This is a genomic window from Kitasatospora sp. Ki12, assembly GCF_054601375.1.
Genome location: NZ_BAAIHT010000003.1, coordinates 1,630,458 through 1,647,009, shown reverse-complemented (window position 1 = coordinate 1,647,009; position 16,552 = coordinate 1,630,458). Strand labels below are relative to the sequence as shown.

The 16,552-nt window shown below is 73.3% G+C and carries 18 protein-coding genes; 8 read left to right on the top strand and 10 right to left on the bottom strand.

Features of this window, described 5'->3' with window-relative positions:
* The first annotated feature begins 184 nt into the window (after positions 1–184).
* On the top strand, positions 185–967 hold the full coding sequence (locus ACYP53_RS37845) for an AzlC family ABC transporter permease (protein WP_459650718.1): 783 nt from the start codon (positions 185–187) through the stop codon (positions 965–967).
* On the top strand, positions 967–1,275 hold the full coding sequence (locus tag ACYP53_RS37840) for an AzlD domain-containing protein (RefSeq protein WP_189914103.1): 309 nt from the start codon (positions 967–969) through the stop codon (positions 1,273–1,275). The genes ACYP53_RS37845 and ACYP53_RS37840 overlap by 1 nt, the downstream gene beginning before the upstream one ends.
* Positions 1,276–1,409: 134 nt before the next feature.
* Here the strand turns inward: ACYP53_RS37840 and ACYP53_RS37835 are convergent, their stop codons facing one another.
* Positions 1,410–1,955, bottom strand: a complete 546-nt coding sequence (locus ACYP53_RS37835) for a GNAT family N-acetyltransferase (RefSeq protein ID WP_459650717.1) — start codon at positions 1,953–1,955, stop codon at positions 1,410–1,412.
* Positions 1,956–2,105: 150 nt separating this feature from the next.
* On the opposite strand from ACYP53_RS37835, the gene ACYP53_RS37830 reads away from it, so the two are divergent.
* From ACYP53_RS37830 to ACYP53_RS37805, 6 genes are all read left to right on the top strand, one after another.
* Positions 2,106–3,293: an acyl-CoA dehydrogenase family protein gene (locus ACYP53_RS37830; RefSeq protein ID WP_189913861.1), complete on the top strand. Its 1,188-nt coding sequence runs from the start codon at positions 2,106–2,108 to the stop codon at positions 3,291–3,293.
* 197 nt (positions 3,294–3,490) lie between these two features.
* Positions 3,491–3,865 (top strand): hypothetical protein, encoded by a 375-nt coding sequence (locus ACYP53_RS37825; protein WP_459650716.1) that lies wholly within the window; start codon positions 3,491–3,493, stop codon positions 3,863–3,865.
* On the top strand, positions 3,862–4,689 hold the full coding sequence (locus ACYP53_RS37820) for an ATP-grasp domain-containing protein (protein WP_459650715.1): 828 nt from the start codon (positions 3,862–3,864) through the stop codon (positions 4,687–4,689). Before ACYP53_RS37825 ends, ACYP53_RS37820 begins: the two co-directional genes overlap by 4 nt.
* Before the next feature lie 188 nt (positions 4,690–4,877).
* Positions 4,878–5,756: an alkaline phosphatase family protein gene (locus tag ACYP53_RS37815; RefSeq protein WP_189913860.1), complete on the top strand. Its 879-nt coding sequence runs from the start codon at positions 4,878–4,880 to the stop codon at positions 5,754–5,756.
* A 440-nt stretch (positions 5,757–6,196) separates the two neighbouring features.
* A complete protein-coding gene (locus ACYP53_RS37810; protein WP_459650714.1) occupies positions 6,197–6,679 on the top strand; it encodes a hypothetical protein in 483 nt (160 codons plus the stop codon).
* 263 nt (positions 6,680–6,942) lie between these two features.
* A complete protein-coding gene (locus ACYP53_RS37805) occupies positions 6,943–8,229 on the top strand; it encodes a multidrug effflux MFS transporter (RefSeq protein ID WP_459650713.1) in 1,287 nt (428 codons plus the stop codon).
* A gap of 155 nt (positions 8,230–8,384) precedes the next feature.
* On the opposite strand, the gene ACYP53_RS37800 is transcribed toward ACYP53_RS37805, so the two are convergent.
* From ACYP53_RS37800 to ACYP53_RS37760, 9 genes are all read right to left on the bottom strand, one after another.
* Complete coding sequence (locus ACYP53_RS37800) at positions 8,385–10,127, bottom strand: glycosyl hydrolase family 18 protein (protein WP_459650712.1); 1,743 nt, start codon at positions 10,125–10,127, stop codon at positions 8,385–8,387.
* A gap of 598 nt (positions 10,128–10,725) precedes the next feature.
* Positions 10,726–11,301 (bottom strand): hypothetical protein, encoded by a 576-nt coding sequence (locus ACYP53_RS37795; protein WP_459650711.1) that lies wholly within the window; start codon positions 11,299–11,301, stop codon positions 10,726–10,728.
* A gap of 205 nt (positions 11,302–11,506) precedes the next feature.
* Positions 11,507–12,463, bottom strand: coding sequence for an ABC transporter substrate-binding protein (locus tag ACYP53_RS37790; protein ID WP_459650710.1), 957 nt, complete (start codon positions 12,461–12,463; stop codon positions 11,507–11,509).
* A 40-nt stretch (positions 12,464–12,503) separates the two neighbouring features.
* Positions 12,504–13,181 carry an ABC transporter permease gene (locus ACYP53_RS37785; protein WP_189913855.1) on the bottom strand — a complete coding sequence of 226 codons (678 nt, stop codon included), beginning with the start codon at positions 13,179–13,181 and terminating at the stop codon, positions 12,504–12,506.
* Positions 13,178–13,846 (bottom strand): ABC transporter permease, encoded by a 669-nt coding sequence (locus tag ACYP53_RS37780; protein WP_189913854.1) that lies wholly within the window; start codon positions 13,844–13,846, stop codon positions 13,178–13,180. The genes ACYP53_RS37785 and ACYP53_RS37780 overlap by 4 nt, the downstream gene beginning before the upstream one ends.
* A complete protein-coding gene (locus ACYP53_RS37775; RefSeq protein WP_459650709.1) occupies positions 13,836–15,050 on the bottom strand; it encodes an ABC transporter ATP-binding protein in 1,215 nt (404 codons plus the stop codon). Before ACYP53_RS37775 ends, ACYP53_RS37780 begins: the two co-directional genes overlap by 11 nt.
* A gap of 277 nt (positions 15,051–15,327) precedes the next feature.
* The gene (locus tag ACYP53_RS37770; RefSeq protein WP_189913852.1) at positions 15,328–15,714 is read right to left on the bottom strand and encodes a rhodanese-like domain-containing protein; all 387 of its coding nucleotides are present in this window, start codon (positions 15,712–15,714) and stop codon (positions 15,328–15,330) included.
* Positions 15,708–16,247, bottom strand: coding sequence for a cysteine dioxygenase (locus ACYP53_RS37765; protein ID WP_459650708.1), 540 nt, complete (start codon positions 16,245–16,247; stop codon positions 15,708–15,710). Before ACYP53_RS37765 ends, ACYP53_RS37770 begins: the two co-directional genes overlap by 7 nt.
* A 198-nt stretch (positions 16,248–16,445) precedes the next feature.
* Positions 16,446–16,523, bottom strand: a complete 78-nt coding sequence (locus ACYP53_RS37760) for a putative leader peptide (protein WP_107086570.1) — start codon at positions 16,521–16,523, stop codon at positions 16,446–16,448.
* Positions 16,524–16,552 lie beyond the last annotated feature (29 nt).

The window sequence follows — 16,552 nt, the reverse complement described above, 5'->3', positions numbered from 1 at the left end:
TGACGCCTGACGCCTGACGCCTGACGTCCGGTGGCCGGTGCGTCCAGTGCCCGGCGCGGCCGGTGCCGTTCATGCTGCCACGGCTGTCCGGGCCTGTGGGGATGCCCGAGGCGATGGACGTTCGCTCTGTCGGTCCAATCGTTCGCCTTGACGAACCAGGGGCGATGGGTTCACTCTAATGGACATGCGTTCGCTACTCCGAACACTGGAGCATGCCACCCTTCGTGACATCGCCCTGGTCTGCCTGGCCGACGCCCTCGTCGGCGCCTCCTTCGGCGCGATCAGCGTCTCCGGCGGTCTGCCCCTCTGGGTGCCGATCGCGCTCTCCGTCCTCGTCTTCGCCGGCGGCTCCCAGTTCGCGGCGGTCGGCGTGGTGCTGTCCGGCGGCGGCGCGCTCGCGGCCGTCGCCACCGGGCTGGTGCTCAACGCCCGGCTGCTGCCCTTCGGTTTCACCGTGGCCGACGCCCTCGACGGCCCGTGGTGGCGGCGGCTGCTCGGCGCGCAGCTGATCACCGACGAGAGCGCCGCCTTCGCCCTGCAGCAGAGCGAACCACGACGGCGCAAGGCCGCGTTCTGGCTCTGCGGGATCGCCCTGTACGTGGTGTGGAACGTCTCCGTGCTGCTCGGCGCCGCCGCCGGCGGACTGATCGGCGACACGGACGCGCTGGGCCTGGATGCCGCCTTCCCGGCCGTGCTGCTGGCGCTCGTCCTGCCCTCGCTCACGGACCGGCGCACCCGTACGGCCGCCGTGGTGGGCGCGGTGGTGGCGGTCGGGGCGACGCCGTTCGTCCCCGCCGGGCTGCCGGTGCTGCTCGCCCTCGTCGGGCTGCTGTTCGCGGGGCGGCCGGGTGCGGGAGGCGGGGGAGACGGGGGAGAGGCGGATGACGTGGGAGAGGCGCGAGACGTGGGAGACATGGACGGCTCTTTGGCGCGAGTGGCGCCCGTGGCGAAGGAGGCGGTCCGATGATGCCGCTGTACGCGGTGCTGCTGCTGGCGGTCGGGACGTACGCCTTCCGGATCGCCGGGCCGCTGCTCGGCGGCCGGCTCGCCCTCTCGGACCGGCTGCGGCACCTGCTCGCGGTCGCGGCGGCCGTGCTGCTGGTCGCCCTGGTGGCGACCGGCGCGCTGACCCAGGGCCACGACTTCGCGGGGTGGGCCCGCCCGGCGGGCGTACTGGTCGCGGGAGTGCTCGCGCTGCGTCGGGCGCCGTTCCCGCTGGTGGTCGTCGCGGGCGCGGCGACGACGGCGGTGCTCCGCCTGTGCGGGGTGGGATGAGCGGGGCGGGCGGCTGACAGCCGACAGCCGAGGGCCGACAGCCGACAGCTTTCAGCGAACAGATAACAGCTGACAGATTTCAGATTTCAGATTTTGAAATCTGAAATCTGTCAGCTGTTACCCGCCGTCACCCGTCAGCCCCCCAGCGCCTTGAAGAAGATCGTCGTCGGGTGCGGAACCCCGTCCGGGTCCGTCGCGTAGTCCGGCACCGAGCCGACCCGGGTCCAGCCCGCCGCCTCGTACATCCGCTCCGCCGGACTGTCCGTCTCGGTGTCCAGCACCAGCAGCCGCAGGCCCAGTTCGCGCGCCCGCTCCTCCAGCGCCGTCAGCAGCCGACCGGCCAGCCGGTGCCCGCGGTCCGCCGGATGCACCATCAGCTTGGCCACCTCGCCCCGGTGCCGGCCGTTCGCGGTCGCCGCCGGGCGCAGCTGCACCGTCCCGGCCAGCCGCCCGTCCGCCTCCGCCCGGACCGTCCAGAGCAGCAGCCGCCCGTCCGCGAGGTCCGGGCCGAGCGCCCGCCACCACCCGGTGGCCGCACCGTGGTCCAGCGGCGCGAGGAAGCCCAGGGATGCGCCGCCGTGCACGGTGTCCACCAGCAGGGTGGCCAGTTCCGGCGCCACGCCGTGCAGTTCCTCCGCCGTCACCCGGCCGACGGCGTAGCCGGCCTCGAAGCCACTCATGTCGCTTTCCTCACTCGCTCGCGCTCACCCACCGCCCGGCCCGGTGCGGAATACTCGCCGGTACTCCGCCGCAACCGCCGGGACAGCAGAGACCGGTGGTCGTGACCGGCGGCCGAGACCGGTACCGCGCCGAGACTACAAGGAGCTTCGATGACGAAGCCGACCCGGATCGATCCGTCCGACCTGCTCGCCGTCGGCGACCTCCTCTCCGACGAGGAGCGGCTGATCCGTGACACCGTCCGCCGGTTCACCGAGGAACGGATCCGCCCGCACATCGGCGACTGGTTCGAGCGCGGGGTCTTCCCGGCCCGCGAGCTCGCCCCCGAACTCGGCGCCCTCGGCGTGCTCGGCATGCACCTCGACGGTTACGGCTGCGCGGGCGCCGGCGCGGTGGCGTACGGGGTGGCCTGCATGGAGCTGGAGGCGGCGGACTCCGGGCTGCGCAGCTTCGTCTCCGTACAGGGCTCGCTCGCCATGCGTTCGATCCACGCCTTCGGTTCCGAGGAGCAGAAGCAGCGCTGGCTGCCGGGCATGGCCGCCGGTGAGCTGATCGGCTGCTTCGGCCTCACCGAGCCCGACTTCGGTTCGGACCCGGCCAACATGCGCACCCGGGCGGTCCGGAAGGGCGGCGAGGGCGGCGACTGGGTGCTGTCCGGCAGCAAGATGTGGATCACCAACGGCAGCATCGCCGACGTCGCCGTGGTCTGGGCGCAGACCGAGGAGGGTGTGCGAGGCTTCCTGGTCGAGCGCGGCACCCGCGGCCTGACCGCCACCGACGTGCACGGCAAGCTCTCCCTGCGGGCCTCCGTCACCAGTGAGCTCGCCTTCGACGAGGTGGTCCTGCCCGCCGACGCGGTGCTCCCCGGGGTGGTCGGCCTGCGCGGGCCGCTCTCCTCCCTCAACGAGGCCCGTTACGGCATCCTCTGGGGCACCGTCGGCGCCGCCCGCGACTGCTACACCGCCGCCCTGGACTACGCGAAGAGCCGGATCCAGTTCGACCGTCCGATCGCCGGGTTCCAGCTGACCCAGCAGAAGCTGGTCGAGATGATGCTGGAGGTGGAGAAGGCCTATCTGGTGGCGCTGCGGATCGGCCGGCTGAAGGAGGAGGGCGCGGCCCGCGCGCCGCACGTCAGCTTCGGCAAGCTGAACAACGTCCGCACCGCGCTGGAGATCGCCCGCAGCGCCCGGACCGTCCTCGGGGCCAACGGCATCACCACCGAGTACCCGGTGCTGCGGCACGCCAACAACCTGGAGTCGGTGCTCACCTACGAGGGCACCAGCGAGATCCACACCCTGATCCTCGGCGAGGCCATCACCGGCGAGTCAGCCTACCGCTGACGAGCTACCCGCTGGCGAGCCGTCGCTGACGAGCTACCCGCTGGCGAGCTACCCGCTGGCGAGCCGTCGCTGACGAGCTACCCGCTGGCGAGCTACCCGCCGACGGGCCGTCGCCGACGGGCCACCGCCGACGAGCCCTCGCCGAGCGGGCAAAACCGGTGGCCGGGCCCGGCGTGGCCCGGCTACCGTCCCGGCTCATGAACAGCACGCCCGTCCCGACGCCCCCGACCACCACCCTCTGGCGCCCCACCGGCCCCGAGGAGCTGGCGCTGGTCGAGGCCGCCGACTGGCGTGCCTGGCCGCCCCGGCTGCCCGACCAGCCGATCTTCTACCCCGTTCTCAACGAGGACTACGCGATCCGGATCGCCCGCGACTGGAACGTGCCGGCCTCCGGCGTCGGCTACGTCACCCGCTTCGAGGTCGAGACCGACTTCCTCGCCCGCTACCCGGTGCGGCAGGCCGGCGGCCGGACGATCCTGGAGCTCTGGGTGCCCGCCGAGGAGCTGGACGAGTTCAACCGGCACCTCGTCGGCCGCATCGAGGTCGTCCACGAGTTCCGGCCCCGGTCGTGACCGGACCGGCGCCCGCGGGGACCGGCCCGGTCACGACCGACCGGGTCCTGCTCACCTCGGCCCAGCGGACCAGCACCACCGTGCTGCTCGCCGGGGCCGCCTCCCGACGCGGCCTGGACACCGCAGTCCTCAGCACCGGTGTCCCGGGCACGGTGGAGCGGCTCGCCGGGCGGCCGGTCCACTGGTACGGCGGGCCGCTCGCCGCCGCCCGGATCGCCGGTCCGCTCGGTCTCGCCCTGCTCGAACCCGCGGACGACTGGCTGGCCCGCCTCCCCGAGGAGTTCACCCGCCGCCGGATCGAGCTCACCACGCTCGCCGAGGCCTGGACGCTGCGCCACCCGGCCTTCGTCAAACCGCCCGCCGACAAGTCGGTGCCGCCCGCCGTCTACCCGGACGGCTCCCGGCTGCCGCGCACCGGCGAGCGGATCGGCCCGGACACGCCCGTCCTGGTCAGCGAGCCGGTGACCTTCGCCGCCGAGTACCGGCTGTTCGTCCGGGACGGCGAGGTGGTCACCGGCAGCCGTTACGCCCGCTTCGGCCGGCTCGATCCGGCGCCGGTCACCGCCGGGGCCCTCGCCTTCGCCCGCCGTCTGCTCGCCGCCGTCGGCGACACCCTGCCCAGCGCCGTCGCCCTGGACGTCGGTCCGATCGCCGACCCGTACGACCCGGCCGAGCACTGGGCCGTGGTCGAGGCCAACCTGCCGTGGTTCGCCCACAGCTACGCCGCCGACCCCCAGCGGGTGCTGGACGTGGTGCTGCGCGCCGCCGGACCGGCCGTCGAGCTGGCACCGGCCGACCGCCGCTTCGTCCGCACGGCCGGCTGACCGGCCGACCGGCGGTTCGTCCGTACGTCCGGCTGACCGGCGGTCGGCGGCCTTCCGACACCTGGCGGACACCCGCCGTTCGACGGCGCGACGCCGTTCGGTACGGCGGTCGGTGAAGCATGGCGCGGTCGGCGGCGCCCTCGGCGGGCGCGGCCCGGCCGTGCGCACGACCGAAAGGAACCCCCACCATGTCCGCTGTCCAGTGGCCCCGCCCCCGGGTGCTCGTCGTCGGCATCGACGGCGTCCGCCACGACTACCTGGAGCAGGTGCCGATGCCGCGCCTCCAGGAGGTCGCCCAGGCCGGGTTCCTGGTGCCGGTCACCGTGGCGGACACCACGCCGACCATGTCCGGGCCCTGCTGGGCGACCATCGTGACCGGGGTCGAGCCCGCCAAGCACGGCGTCTGGGGCAACCACCTGGGCGGCAACCGGCTCGACGTGTTCCCCGACTTCGCCACCCGACTGGCCCGGGGCGACCGCCGGCGCACCTTCGTCGCGGCGGGCTGGGACCCGCTGATGATCAACGAGTCGGGCGGCCCGCTCTTCCGCGCCCCCGGCCGGCTCTCGTACATCGCCCCGGCCGAGGACACCCCCGAGGCCTGGGAGGTCGTGGACGAGGAGGTCACCCGGGAGGCCGTCCACGTCCTCGGCACCGCCGACCCCGAGGCCTCCTTCGTCTACCTCGGTGCGGTCGACGAGACCGCCCACTTCCTCGGCTGCGGCGAGGAGTACCGCGCCGCCATGCGCACCGCCGACGAGCGTCTCGGCCGTCTCCTGGACGCCGTCCGGGGCCGGGCCGCGTACGCCGAGGAGCAGTGGACCGTCATCGTCGTCACCGACCACGGCCACGTCGACGCCGGCGGCCACGGCGGCCGCACGGTCGAGGAGCGGACGGCCTGGGTCGCCTGCGCCGGGCACGACATCCCGGCCGGACCGCCCGCCGGCGAGATCCGCCACCCGGACGTCGCCGCCCAGGTGTACGCCTCCCTGCTGCGTCCGATCGACCCGCACTGGACCCTGGACGGCCGTCCCTTCCCGGTCGCCCGACCGGTGCCGGCCGCCGTCTGACCCGCCGTCCGACCCGCTGCCTGACCCGCGGTCTCGGGTGCCTCGGGTGCCTCGGGTGCCCCGGGTGCAGCAGGCCGGGCTGCGCCGGCGCCGGGCTTGAGCGAGGCTCGATCGGGGCTTGGGCCGGGCTCGACCCCGGCGTGCCAAGCTGAGCGCCGGACCGGCACGTGCCCGGGCCGCCGAGGCCCGGCCTCCCTGCCGAAGGGCATACGCCTGAAGGTGGAGACCGTACCCCGTGGGTTGGAGAGAAGATCGCGACTTGGTGGTGACGTTCCGCCGGTGCGGCACGGGCCACGATGGTTGCACCGGACGGCGCAGCGCGTCGCCCGGGCCGGCGGCGGAAGCGTGAAAGGCCGTCGGCGGCGAGTACGGGACGACGGGCACAGGGCAAGGACACCGGCCGGGGGCACCGGCCACGGCCACGGAGAGGACAGTCGGGCATGAAGGGCATCGTGAGCAAGGTCGCGCTGGGAGTCGCCGGGACCGGCATGGCCGTGGCCGTGGCGGCCGTGGTCATCGGCCCGCGGGTGTCCGACTGGTACGACGGCCGTCACCAGGAGCAGGCCGCGTACGAGTCCGGCACCCAGGCCAAGGCCGAACGCCGCTCGATGCCGACCTGGCTGCCCGACAACGCCTCCGGCGTCAAGTACCTGATGTCCACCATCGGCGACGACCGCCTGCTGCGCGCCACCCTCCCCGAGGGACGGCTGCCGGCCGGCTGCAGCGCCGGGCTGCCGGGCAAGTCCGCGCACCCGGTGCCGTTGGCGCTCAAGGCCGGCTGGTTCCCGGAGGGCGTCGCGGCCAAGGCCACCGGCACCTGCGGCCACTACAACGTGGCGCTGACCGGCAACCAGCTCTACGCGTGGCAGGACGGCGCGGCGGTCCAGGCGGCGCTCCGCGCCGAGCACGTGGCCAAGCACTGAGCCCTCGGCACTGATCTCTCGGCACGGAGCACGAGCCCTCGGTACCGGGCACGCGCCGGACCATCACGCGCCGGACCATGGACGACCAAGCGGCCCGCCGGGCACCGGAAGGTGCGGGCGGGCCGCCGTCGTACGGGCACGGGACACCGCCGGCTGCGTACGGCGGACATACTGGGTGCACCCCTGCTGTCGAAACCCGACCGGGCTGCGATAGGACGGAACGCGAACGAACCCGTCGTCACCCCCCGTCCGTGAGGAGAGCCATGCCCGGCCCGACCGTCGGCCCCGCCGACGACACGTCGACCGCTGCCGCCACCGCCCCCGCCACCGGCCAGACCGGCATCGGCCGGGCCACGATCGCCGTGCTGGGCGGTCTCACCGCGCTCGGACCGCTCACCACCGACCTCTACCTCCCCGGCCTGCCATCGATCGCGGACGACCTCGCCGCCGAACCGGCCGCCGTCCAGCTCACCCTCACCTTCTCGATGCTCGGGGTCGCGGCCGGGCAGCTGCTGTTCGGACCGTTCAGCGACCGCTTCGGGCGCCGCCCGCCGCTGCTCGTGGGACTCCTCCTCTACACCGTGTCCAGCGTGGTGTGCGTGCTCGCCCCGAACCTGTCGGTGCTGATCGCCGCCCGCTTCGTCCAGGGCGCCGCCGGCTCGGCGGGGCTGGTGATCGGCCGGGCCGTCGCCCGGGACCGCTTCCAGGGCGTCGCGCTGCTGCGCTTCCTCGCCTCGATCGCCCTGATATCCGGGCTGGCGCCGATCCTCGCCCCGATCATCGGCGCGCAGCTGATGCGGTTCACCTCCTGGCGCGGCACCTTCGGCGTGCTCACCGCCCTCGGCCTGCTGCTCACCCTGGCCGCGTTCGGGGCGCTGCGCGAGACGCTGCCGGCGCAGGCCCGGCACGGCGGCGGGGTCGGCTCGACCCTGCGGACGATGGGGCGGCTGCTGCGCAACCTGCCGTTCCTGGGGCTCGCGCTGACCAGTTCCCTCGCCTTCGGGGCGCTGTTCGGCTACATCAGCGGCTCGTCGACGGTGCTCCAGCACGTCTACCAGGTCTCTCCGCAGACCTACAGCCTGCTGTTCGGGCTGAACTCGGTGGCGCTCGTGGTGATGACACAGGTGAACGGGCGGCTGCTGGCGCCGCGCTTCACGCCGCGGGCGCTGATGCTGGGCGGGCTCGCGGCCGCCGTCGTCGCCGGGGTGGCGCTGGTGCTGCTGACCACGGTGTGGGACTTCGGGCTGGTCGGCTTCTGCCCGCCGCTGTTCGTGATGATGGGCAGCCTGGGCGTCGTCCTGCCGAACACCGCCGCGCAGGCGCTCGGCCTGGTCGAGCCCCAGGTGGCGGGGACGGCGTCGGCACTGCTCGGGACGGGCAACTTCCTGGCCGGCGCGGTGGTCGCCCCGCTGAGCAGCCTCGGGGGACGACCGTCGGCGGTCCTGCTCGCGCTGGGGGTCCTGGCCTGCGGGGTGCTCGCGACGGCGGCGTACCTGGGGCTGTGCCGGCCGGGGCGGACGGCGGCGAACCCGGTGACGGCGGGTCGCTGACGAGCGCCGGGCGCGCGGGACGGAAGGCAGCGGACGGCAGACGGAAAACAGATGACAGATGACAGCTGACAGATGTTGAAATCTGTCAGCTGTCATCTGTCATTCGTTCCCGGTTACCAGTTACCAGTCACCAGTCACCGGTTTCCCGGCACCGCTCACGCGATCGAGAAGTCGTCCCCGAACACGTTGCCCTGGCCGTACCAGCCGTGCAGGTACACGGTGACGGTGCCGGAGGCGCCGGTGGTGAAGGGGACGGACAGCTTCGTCCAGCTGCCGGAGCTGGCCCAGGAGCTCGCCGTGGCACCGCCGTTGACGCCCACGTAGGCGTAGTTGCCCTGCACCCAGCCGGTCAGCGTGTAGCTGGTGTTGGGCTTCAGGGTGACGGTCTGGGTGCACTCGCCGGTCTGGCCGGCGGTGGCCGCCGCCTGCAGGGCGTGGGTGCCGGAGTGGGCCGGGGTGGAGACCACGGCGCCGCCGCTCTGGCAGTTCCACGGGGCCAGGCTGCCGGTCTCCAGGTCACCGTTGACCAGACCGGTCGTCGGGGTGGTCCCGGTGACGGTCAGCGTGTAGGTCGCGGTGTGGGTGCCGGACGGCGCGGTGGCGGTCACGGTCAGCGGGTAGCTGCCGGGCGTCACCGACGAGGTGGTGGTGATGTTGAGCGTGGCGCTGTTTCCGGCGGTGACGGTGCCGGGAGTGACGGTGGCGGTGACGCCGGCCGGGGCTCCGCTGACCGAGAGGTTGACGCTCTGTGCCGAACCCGCCGTCACGGCCGTGGCGATGGTCGCGGAGGCGGACGAACCGGGCTTGACCGTACCGGAGTTCGGGCCGGCGGAGACCGAGAAGTCGTTGGTCACCGTCGTGCCGCTGGTGAACGGCGCGAAGACGTGGGTGAAGTCCCACATGTTCTGGGCGATCCCGGAGCAGTTGTCGTCGCCCTTGGTGCCCGGGCAGCCGCCGTTGTCGCGCTGGAGTGCCCAGAAGGACAGGGTGTTGATGCCCTTGGAGACCGCCCAGTTGTACACGGTGGTGGCGTTGGCCAGGGTGAAGGTCTCGGCCGGACCGAAGTCGTCGACGCCGATCATCTCGGTGATCCCGATCGAACCCCACAGCTGGGCGGGGGTCTTGGACGGGTAGAGCCGGGCGAGCTGGTTGTAGAGGCCCTGCGCGGAGGTCTGGGTGTCGGCCGCCATGTCGTGGGCGGCGTTGTCGTAGTAGTCGAAGGTCATCATGTTGACGACGTCGATCCGCGCGTTGTTGCTGACCGCGTTCCGCAGCACCGCGAGGCCGCTGTCGGCGAGCCCGCTGGTGGTGGTCGGCAGGGTGTAGGAGAACTGGACGGTCCGCCCCTTGGTGGCGGCCCAGTCCTGCACCAGCTTGATCGCCTTGTTGCGGCGGTCGATGCCGCCGGTGTTGGTCAGCGAGTTGTCCTCGATGTCGAGGTCGATCCGGCTGATGTCGTACGTCGTGATGACGTTCTCGAAGGCGGCCGCGATCTGGTTGACATCGGTGCAGCTGTCGGCGAGTTCGGTGCCGGTGTTGTCGGCGGTGTAACCGCCGAAGGACGGGATCACGTCCCCGCCGTTGGCGCGGATGGTCGCGATGTCGGCACCGAAGGTCGCGGAGGACACCGGCATGGAGGAGTCGCCGTTCCAGTACGGCGTGCAGGAGCCCTTGGTGGCGGCCTGCAGGAACGCCATGGTCAGGTGCTTGGCGCCGGACTGCGCGGCCAGCTGGGCCGGGCTCTGGCCGGTCCAGGCCTCGAAGTAGGGGGCGAAGACCCGGTTGGGGAGCGGGGTGGCGGCCTGGGCGGTGCCGGTCCCGACGGCGACCAGCCCGGCCGAGGCGGCCAGTGTGGCGCAGGCCGTCAGCGCGGCCTGGATTGCTCTGCGAAGACGCATGGATTCTCCAACAGACGTGGTGGGGCAGGACGTTGGGGACGTGCGAACGGGCCGGGGCACGGCGGCCGTGTGGGGTCGACCGTGCGCCCCCGGCCCGGAGGTCCGGATCGGGTGGAACAGTGCGGAACGGAACAGTGCGGAGCGGAACAGTGCGGAACGCGGAGCAGGGCTGAGCGGAGTGGTGGGCGACGGGGCCGGGGCTTGCGGGCACGCGGAAGCCCACCGACGTGCGTGGACGCGGGCGGCGGAGCGGATGCGCGCGGCCGTACGGAGCGGGGGTGGAGCGGAGCAGGGCAAGGCAGTGCCTCAGCCGCCGGTGGTCACACCCCCACAGTGCATCCCGGTCGGATCGACATGCTTATGTTTGGACTAGACCACTGGTCTGTCAAGAGACCTGACAGTTCGTCGACACACGGCCCGGGGGCCCGAAGGGGGCGGATCGTCGTGCGGGGGAACACGAACCTCCGGAAGAGGGGTGCCGGGCGACGAGGACCGGGGCGAAGAGGGCCGGGAAATGCGAAGACCGTGGCCGCGCACCCAGTGGTGGGGCGCGGCCACGGCTGCCCGGCGCTCAGGACGCCGAGCGGTTCGGGGCGGGTCAGCGCGTCGCCGGGCAGAGGGTGGCGCGCAGTGCGTCGTTGATCTTGGCCGCGGTGTCCGGTCCGAAGCCCTGCGGGTGGTCGGGCGTGGTGAAGCGCTGGTTGGCCAGCTCGACCAGCTTCCCCTTGTCCTTGGGGAACTGGTACATCGACTGGCACTGGTTGCGCGCCCGGTCCACGGCCTGCTCGGGCTTGCCGCCGACGATCGCCGGGTCGATCGCGTCCAGCGCGGCGACCAGCTTGCCGGTCAGATCGGCGCCGGGCTTGGCCGGCAGTCCGGCGTCGGCGGGCGGGGCGGGCTTGGCCGGCGCGGGGGCTCCCGAGGCGGCGGCGTCGGGTGCGGGCGTGCCCGTGGCGCCGTCGGCCGTGGGGGCGGCCGTGTCGGGCGCGGGGGCCGCCGGCGTCGAGGCGGCGTCGGTGGGCGCGGCGGTCGAGCCGGCGGTCGACGAGGCGGTGGCGGTGGGGGTGCCGGCCGCGGAGGTGGCCTTGCCCGAGCTCGATCCCGAGCTGGAGCAGGCAGCGAGGCTCACCGCGGCGAGTGCCGTGAGGGTGGCGGCGAGGAGACGAGTGCGCATGGCGCTCAGAGTGTCATGTTCGCGGCGCAGAAGGGAAGGTCCCGGGGAGGTGACGGACGGCGGCCCGGGGAGGGGTTCCCCGGGCCGCCGTGTGTCGTGTCGTGCCGAGCGCGATACCGCCCGGTCGTCAGCCGAGACCGTCGGCCGAGACCGTCAGCCGGGGTCGTCAGCCGAGACCGTCGGCCGAGACCGTCAGCCGGGGTCGTCAGCCGAGACCGTTGGACTTCAGCCAGTCCTTGGCCACGGCCGACGGGTCCTCCTTGTCCACCGCGACGCGCTTCATCAGCGCCAACAGCCCCGCCGTGTCCAGCTTGGCCGACACCGCGTTGAGCGCCGCCGTCGCGGTGGCGTCCACGCCCGCCTTGTTGACCAGCGGGGTGACGTTCTGCGCGCCGAAGACGTTCTTCGGGTCGGCCAGCGGGACGAGCTTGTACTGGCCGATCTTCGGGTCGGTGGTGAACACGTTGCCGACCTGGATGCTGCCGTCCTTGAGCGCGTTGGCCGTGGTGTCGGCGGTGGGCTTCCACTCCTTGAAGGTCAGCCCGTAGACGTCCTTGAACTGCTGCTCGCGGCGGTTCTTGAACTCCGGCGGGCCGCCGAGGACGAACTCGCCGGCCTTGGCGGCCAGGTCGGAGATGCTCTTGAGGTTGTACTTGTCGGCGGTCTCCTGGGTGACGCTGAGCGAGTCCTTGTCCTCGGCGGGGGAGGAGTCCAGGAGGCCCAGCGTGGCGGGGAGCGCCTTGGCGAGCGCCGCGTTCACGTCCTTGGTGTCGACGGCCGTGGACTTGGCGTCCAGGTAGGCGAGCAGCGAGCCGTTGTACTCGGGCAGGACGGTCAGGTTGCCGCTCTGCAGCTGTCCGTAGAGGACCTCGCGGCTGCCGATGTTGAACTTCTCCTCGACCTTGACGCCCTTGGCCTTGAGGGCCTGCGAGTAGATCGAGCCGAGCAGGACGTTCTCCGGGAAGTTCGCCGAGCCGACGACCACGGTCGATCCGGAGCCGCCGCCCGAGCCGCCCGAGCCGCCGGAGCCCGCCGCCGCCGAGGTGCTGGAGCCCCCGCCGAGCGGGTCGCCGCCGGAGGAGCCGCAGGCGGTGGCGCCGAGGGCGAGTGCGGCGAGGGTGCCGAGTACGACGACGCGTCGGCTTCTCTTCAATGTCGACATGGTGACAGATGTCCTTCCGGAGAGGATGGGGAGAGGAGGTTCAGCGGGCCCGGTGCTGGGCGCGCACCCCGGGCGGGAGCGCGAACCGGGCGAGCAGGGAGAAGAACAGCTGGGCGGCGACCGCGAGCAGCACCACCAGCAGCGCCCCGCCCACCGTCACGGCGTACTTGCGGGTCGCCAGCCCGTCGATCACGTAGCGGCCGAGCCCGCCCAGCCCGACGTACGCGGCCACCGTGGCGGTCGCGATCACCTGGACGGTCGCGGTGCGGAAGCCCGCCAGCAGGGTCGGCGCGGCCGAGGGCAGGCAGACCTGCCACAGCACCTGGGGGTGGGTCAGGCCGATGCCGCGCGCGGCGTCCCGGACGTCCGGGTCGGTGCCGCGCACCCCCTCGACGGCGGCCACCAGCAGTGGCGGGGCGGCGAGCGCGACCAGCGGGAGCAGGACGGCGGAGTCGCCGACCCCGGCGAGCAGCACCGCCAGGGTCACCAGGCCGAGGGTCGGCAGGGCGCGGGCGGCGCCGGCGAGCGCGGTCACCACGGTGACGCCGCGCCCGGTGTAGCCGATCAGCAGCCCGAGCGGGACGGCGAGCAGCGCCGCGTACAGCAGGGCCTCGCCGGAGAGCAGCAGGTGTTCGGAGACGCGGTGCACGATCGAGTCCGGACCGCTGCGGTGGTCGGGGGCGGTGAAGAAGTCGCCCAGCCAGGTCAGCCAGTTCACGAGCCCGCCCCCTTCTCCCGGACGGCCCAGGGCGCGAGCACCCGCCGGGCGCCCACCAGCAGCAGGTCGACGGCCAGCGCCAGGACGGCGATCAGCGCGATGCCGGCCACGATCGGGGTCGGGAAGGTGCGCTGGAAGCCGTCGATGAACAGGTAGCCGAGCCCGCCGCGCCCGATCAGCGCCCCGACGCTGGCCAGCGAGATGCTGGACACCGCCGCGACCCGGAGCCCGGCGATCAGGTACGGGACGGCGGCGGGCAGCTCGACCGAGGTCAGCCGGTGCCACGGCCCGTACCCCATCGCGGTGGCGGCCTGCCGGACGGCGTCCGGGACGGCGCGCAGCCCGTCCACCGTGGTCGGCAGCAGGACGGCGAGGGCGTAGAAGGTGAGCGGGATCATCACGGTCGCCTGCGTCGCGAGCCCGGTGTACGGGATCAGCACCACGAACACGGCCAGCGAGGGCAGCGCGTAGACGATGTTGAAGACGGCGGACAGCGGTTGGTAGAGCCGCGGGAAGCGGGCGCAGGCCAGGCCGAGCGGGATCGCCAGCAGCAGGCCGATGAGCACCGGGACGAGGGCGATCACGGCGTGGTCGGCGAGCAGGTGGCCGAGGTAGCCGACGTGGTCGCCGATCCAGTACCAGCGGACGATCGGTTCATCGTCCACCGGGGGCTCCGTCCGCGGGGCCGGCGTCCGGGGCGTCCCCGGTGGCCGGCTTGTCGGTCCGGACAGGCCCGCCGGATCCAGGCCCGCCGGACCCGGGCCTGGCCGTCTCGGGCCTGGCCGCCCCGGGCCGGGACGACCCCGGGGCGAGCGCGGCCAGGACGGCCTCGCGGCTCGCGGTGCCGGTGGCCCGGCCCTCGGTGTCCAGCGCCACCGCGACGCCGGCGGGGGAGAGGACGGCGGCGTCCAGCGCGGTGCGCAGGGTGTCGGTGTCCGGGTGGAACCCGGCGACCGGGTGCAGCTCGGCGGTGACGGCGGCGCGGTCGATCCAGCCGATCGGCCGGCCTTCGTCGTCCAGGGTCAACTCCCAGCCGCCGTGGGTGAGTCCGTCCTCGGGACCGTCCTCGGGACCGTCCTTGCGGCCGTCGCCCACCGGGCGCAGCGCGATGGCGCTCGCCGGGCGCAGGCCGAGGCCGCGCAGACCGCGGTCGCGGCCGAGGAAGGCGGCCACGCCGTCGTCGGCGGGGGTGGTGAGCAGCGTGTGCGGGTCGGCCAGCTGGGCGATCCGGCCGTGCTCGCGCAGCACCACCACCTGGTCGCCGAGCCGGACGGCCTCCTCGATGTCGTGGGTGACGAACAGCACCGTCTTGTGCAGCTCCGACTGCAGTCGCAGCAGTTCTTCCTGCAGTCCGGCGCGGACGACCGGGTCGACGGCGCTGAACGGCTCGTCCATCAGCAGCACCGGCGGGTCGGCGGCCAGGGCACGCGCGACGCCGACCCGCTGCTGCTGGCCACCGGAGAGCTGGAACGGGTACCGCTTGGCGGTCTCGGGCGCGAGCCCGACCAGTTCGAGCAGTTCGGCGGCCCGGGCGCGGGCCTTCTTGCGGTCCCAGCCGAGCAGGTTCGGGACGGTGGCGATGTTGTCGATCACCTTGCGGTGCGGGAAGAGTCCGGCCTGCTGGATCACGTACCCGATGCCGCGGCGCAGCTTGGCGGGCTCCAGCTCCGCGACGTCGGTGCCGTCCAGCAGCACCCGGCCTGAGGTGGGCTCGACCATCCGGTTGACCATGCGCAGCAGGGTGGTCTTGCCGCAGCCGGACGGTCCGACCAGGACGGTTATCCGACCGGTGGGGACCTCAAGGTCCAAGCCCTCGACGGCGACGGTTCCGTCGGGGTGGCGCTTTCCGGCGCCCTCGAATCTGATCACGGGGTGTTTCCTCGTCAGGGCGCCCGGAGGAGGGGGCGCCTGTGTCGGTCGTTCGGTTGATGGCGGCTTGTCGACAAACGGCGGTGCGGATCGGTGCTGTGACGCTTGGCGTACCGACCGCGCCGGGCGTTCCTCCGCCCGCGTGGCTGCCCAGGATCGGACCGGCGGAAACTCCGATCAGACTATGACCTGCATCATCTCCTGTCTCTGATTTACCGCCGGGCGCGTGCCGTGGGGCCGAGGGCGGGGCGGGTGCCGCCCCGCCGGGCGGCCCGGCTCAGCCGCCCTGACGGGTCGGCAGGCCGTCCGCCGCCCACCCGACGAAGCCGCCGTCCAGGTCGGTCGCCCGGTGCAGGCCCAGTTCGCGGAGCGAGGCGGCGGCCAGACTGGAGGCGTAGCCCTCCGAGCAGACCACGATCACCTCGACGTCGTAGCCGGAGGCCTCGGGGATCCGGTGACTGCCCGTCGGATCGAGCCGCCACTCCAGCACATTGCGCTCGATGATCAGCGAGCCCGGGATCTCCCCCTCGGCCGCCCGCTGCGCCGCCGGACGGATGTCCACCAGCAGGGCGCCCTCCAGCTGGGCGTGGTACGCCTCCCGGGCGCGTGGGCGGTGGACGCCCTCGCGGGCCCGCTCCACCAGGTCGTCGATCGTGGTCACCATTGTTCCGGTCCTTCCTCGGAGGTGCGGACGAGCCCGCCGGCCCGCAGGTCGTAGTGCGCCATCGAGCTCAGCGGGGGCGAGTAGGCGTGCAGGGTGACGGCCGGCCCGGACGCGGTGTTGCGCACGTCGTGCACGTACTCCGGGCCGAAGGCGCGGGCGGTGCCGGCCGGCACCCGGCGGATCAGCAGTCCCTGGTCCGGGCCGCCGAGGGACAGCTCCTCCAGCTCGCCCAGGGCGACCGCGAACGCGCCGCGCGAGCCGCCGTGGTCGTGGAAGCCGGTGGACTGGCCTGGCAGCCAGCTGATCAGCCACACCTCGTGGTCGTCATCGGCCACCAGGCGCCGGTACCAGCGCTCCTCGGTGGAGAGGCGGACGTGGTGGATCCACTGGTCGGGCTGTTCGGCCAGCTCGCGGACGATGGCCCGGAGGGTGCTGGGGGTGAGCGGGGCCCGGGCTTCCGCGGGGGCTTCCGCGGCGGCAACGGCGCCGGTCGGGGTGGCGGGGGCGAGGTCCAGGCTGGTGTGCGTGCTCATCAAGGCGTCCTCGGGTGCGCGGGAACGTCGGCGGGGTGCGCCCGGGTCCGGCGGCGGTGAGCGGGCGCGGACCGACGGAGCGGCCCGGCGCGCACGGGGTGCGCCGGAGTGGGGCGGGGAGATCAGGACTGCGGGTACGGGTGCGCGGTACGGGCCCTGGCAGACGTCACAGGGTGGGACCGGCGGGGCAGTGCAGGGTCAACAGGCACAGATGGAACTCGCCTGGCGTCGCAGATCGACGTGCAGGCGGCAAACCAGAGTGGCGCCGGAGTCCATGTGCCGGATCCTTCCCGAGCGAACCGGAC

Coding starts and splice junctions, on each gene's coding strand:
- ACYP53_RS37845 (WP_459650718.1), top strand. CDS start 185: ATGCGTTCGCTACTCCGAACACTGGAGCATGCCACCCTTCGTGACATC.
- ACYP53_RS37840 (WP_189914103.1), top strand. CDS start 967: ATGCCGCTGTACGCGGTGCTGCTGCTGGCGGTCGGGACGTACGCCTTC.
- ACYP53_RS37835 (WP_459650717.1), bottom strand. CDS start 1,955: ATGAGTGGCTTCGAGGCCGGCTACGCCGTCGGCCGGGTGACGGCGGAG.
- ACYP53_RS37830 (WP_189913861.1), top strand. CDS start 2,106: ATGACGAAGCCGACCCGGATCGATCCGTCCGACCTGCTCGCCGTCGGC.
- ACYP53_RS37825 (WP_459650716.1), top strand. CDS start 3,491: ATGAACAGCACGCCCGTCCCGACGCCCCCGACCACCACCCTCTGGCGC.
- ACYP53_RS37815 (WP_189913860.1), top strand. CDS start 4,878: ATGTCCGCTGTCCAGTGGCCCCGCCCCCGGGTGCTCGTCGTCGGCATC.
- ACYP53_RS37810 (WP_459650714.1), top strand. CDS start 6,197: ATGAAGGGCATCGTGAGCAAGGTCGCGCTGGGAGTCGCCGGGACCGGC.
- ACYP53_RS37805 (WP_459650713.1), top strand. CDS start 6,943: ATGCCCGGCCCGACCGTCGGCCCCGCCGACGACACGTCGACCGCTGCC.
- ACYP53_RS37800 (WP_459650712.1), bottom strand. CDS start 10,127: ATGCGTCTTCGCAGAGCAATCCAGGCCGCGCTGACGGCCTGCGCCACA.
- ACYP53_RS37795 (WP_459650711.1), bottom strand. CDS start 11,301: ATGCGCACTCGTCTCCTCGCCGCCACCCTCACGGCACTCGCCGCGGTG.
- ACYP53_RS37790 (WP_459650710.1), bottom strand. CDS start 12,463: ATGTCGACATTGAAGAGAAGCCGACGCGTCGTCGTACTCGGCACCCTC.
- ACYP53_RS37770 (WP_189913852.1), bottom strand. CDS start 15,714: ATGGTGACCACGATCGACGACCTGGTGGAGCGGGCCCGCGAGGGCGTC.
- ACYP53_RS37765 (WP_459650708.1), bottom strand. CDS start 16,247: ATGAGCACGCACACCAGCCTGGACCTCGCCCCCGCCACCCCGACCGGC.
- ACYP53_RS37760 (WP_107086570.1), bottom strand. CDS start 16,523: ATGGACTCCGGCGCCACTCTGGTTTGCCGCCTGCACGTCGATCTGCGA.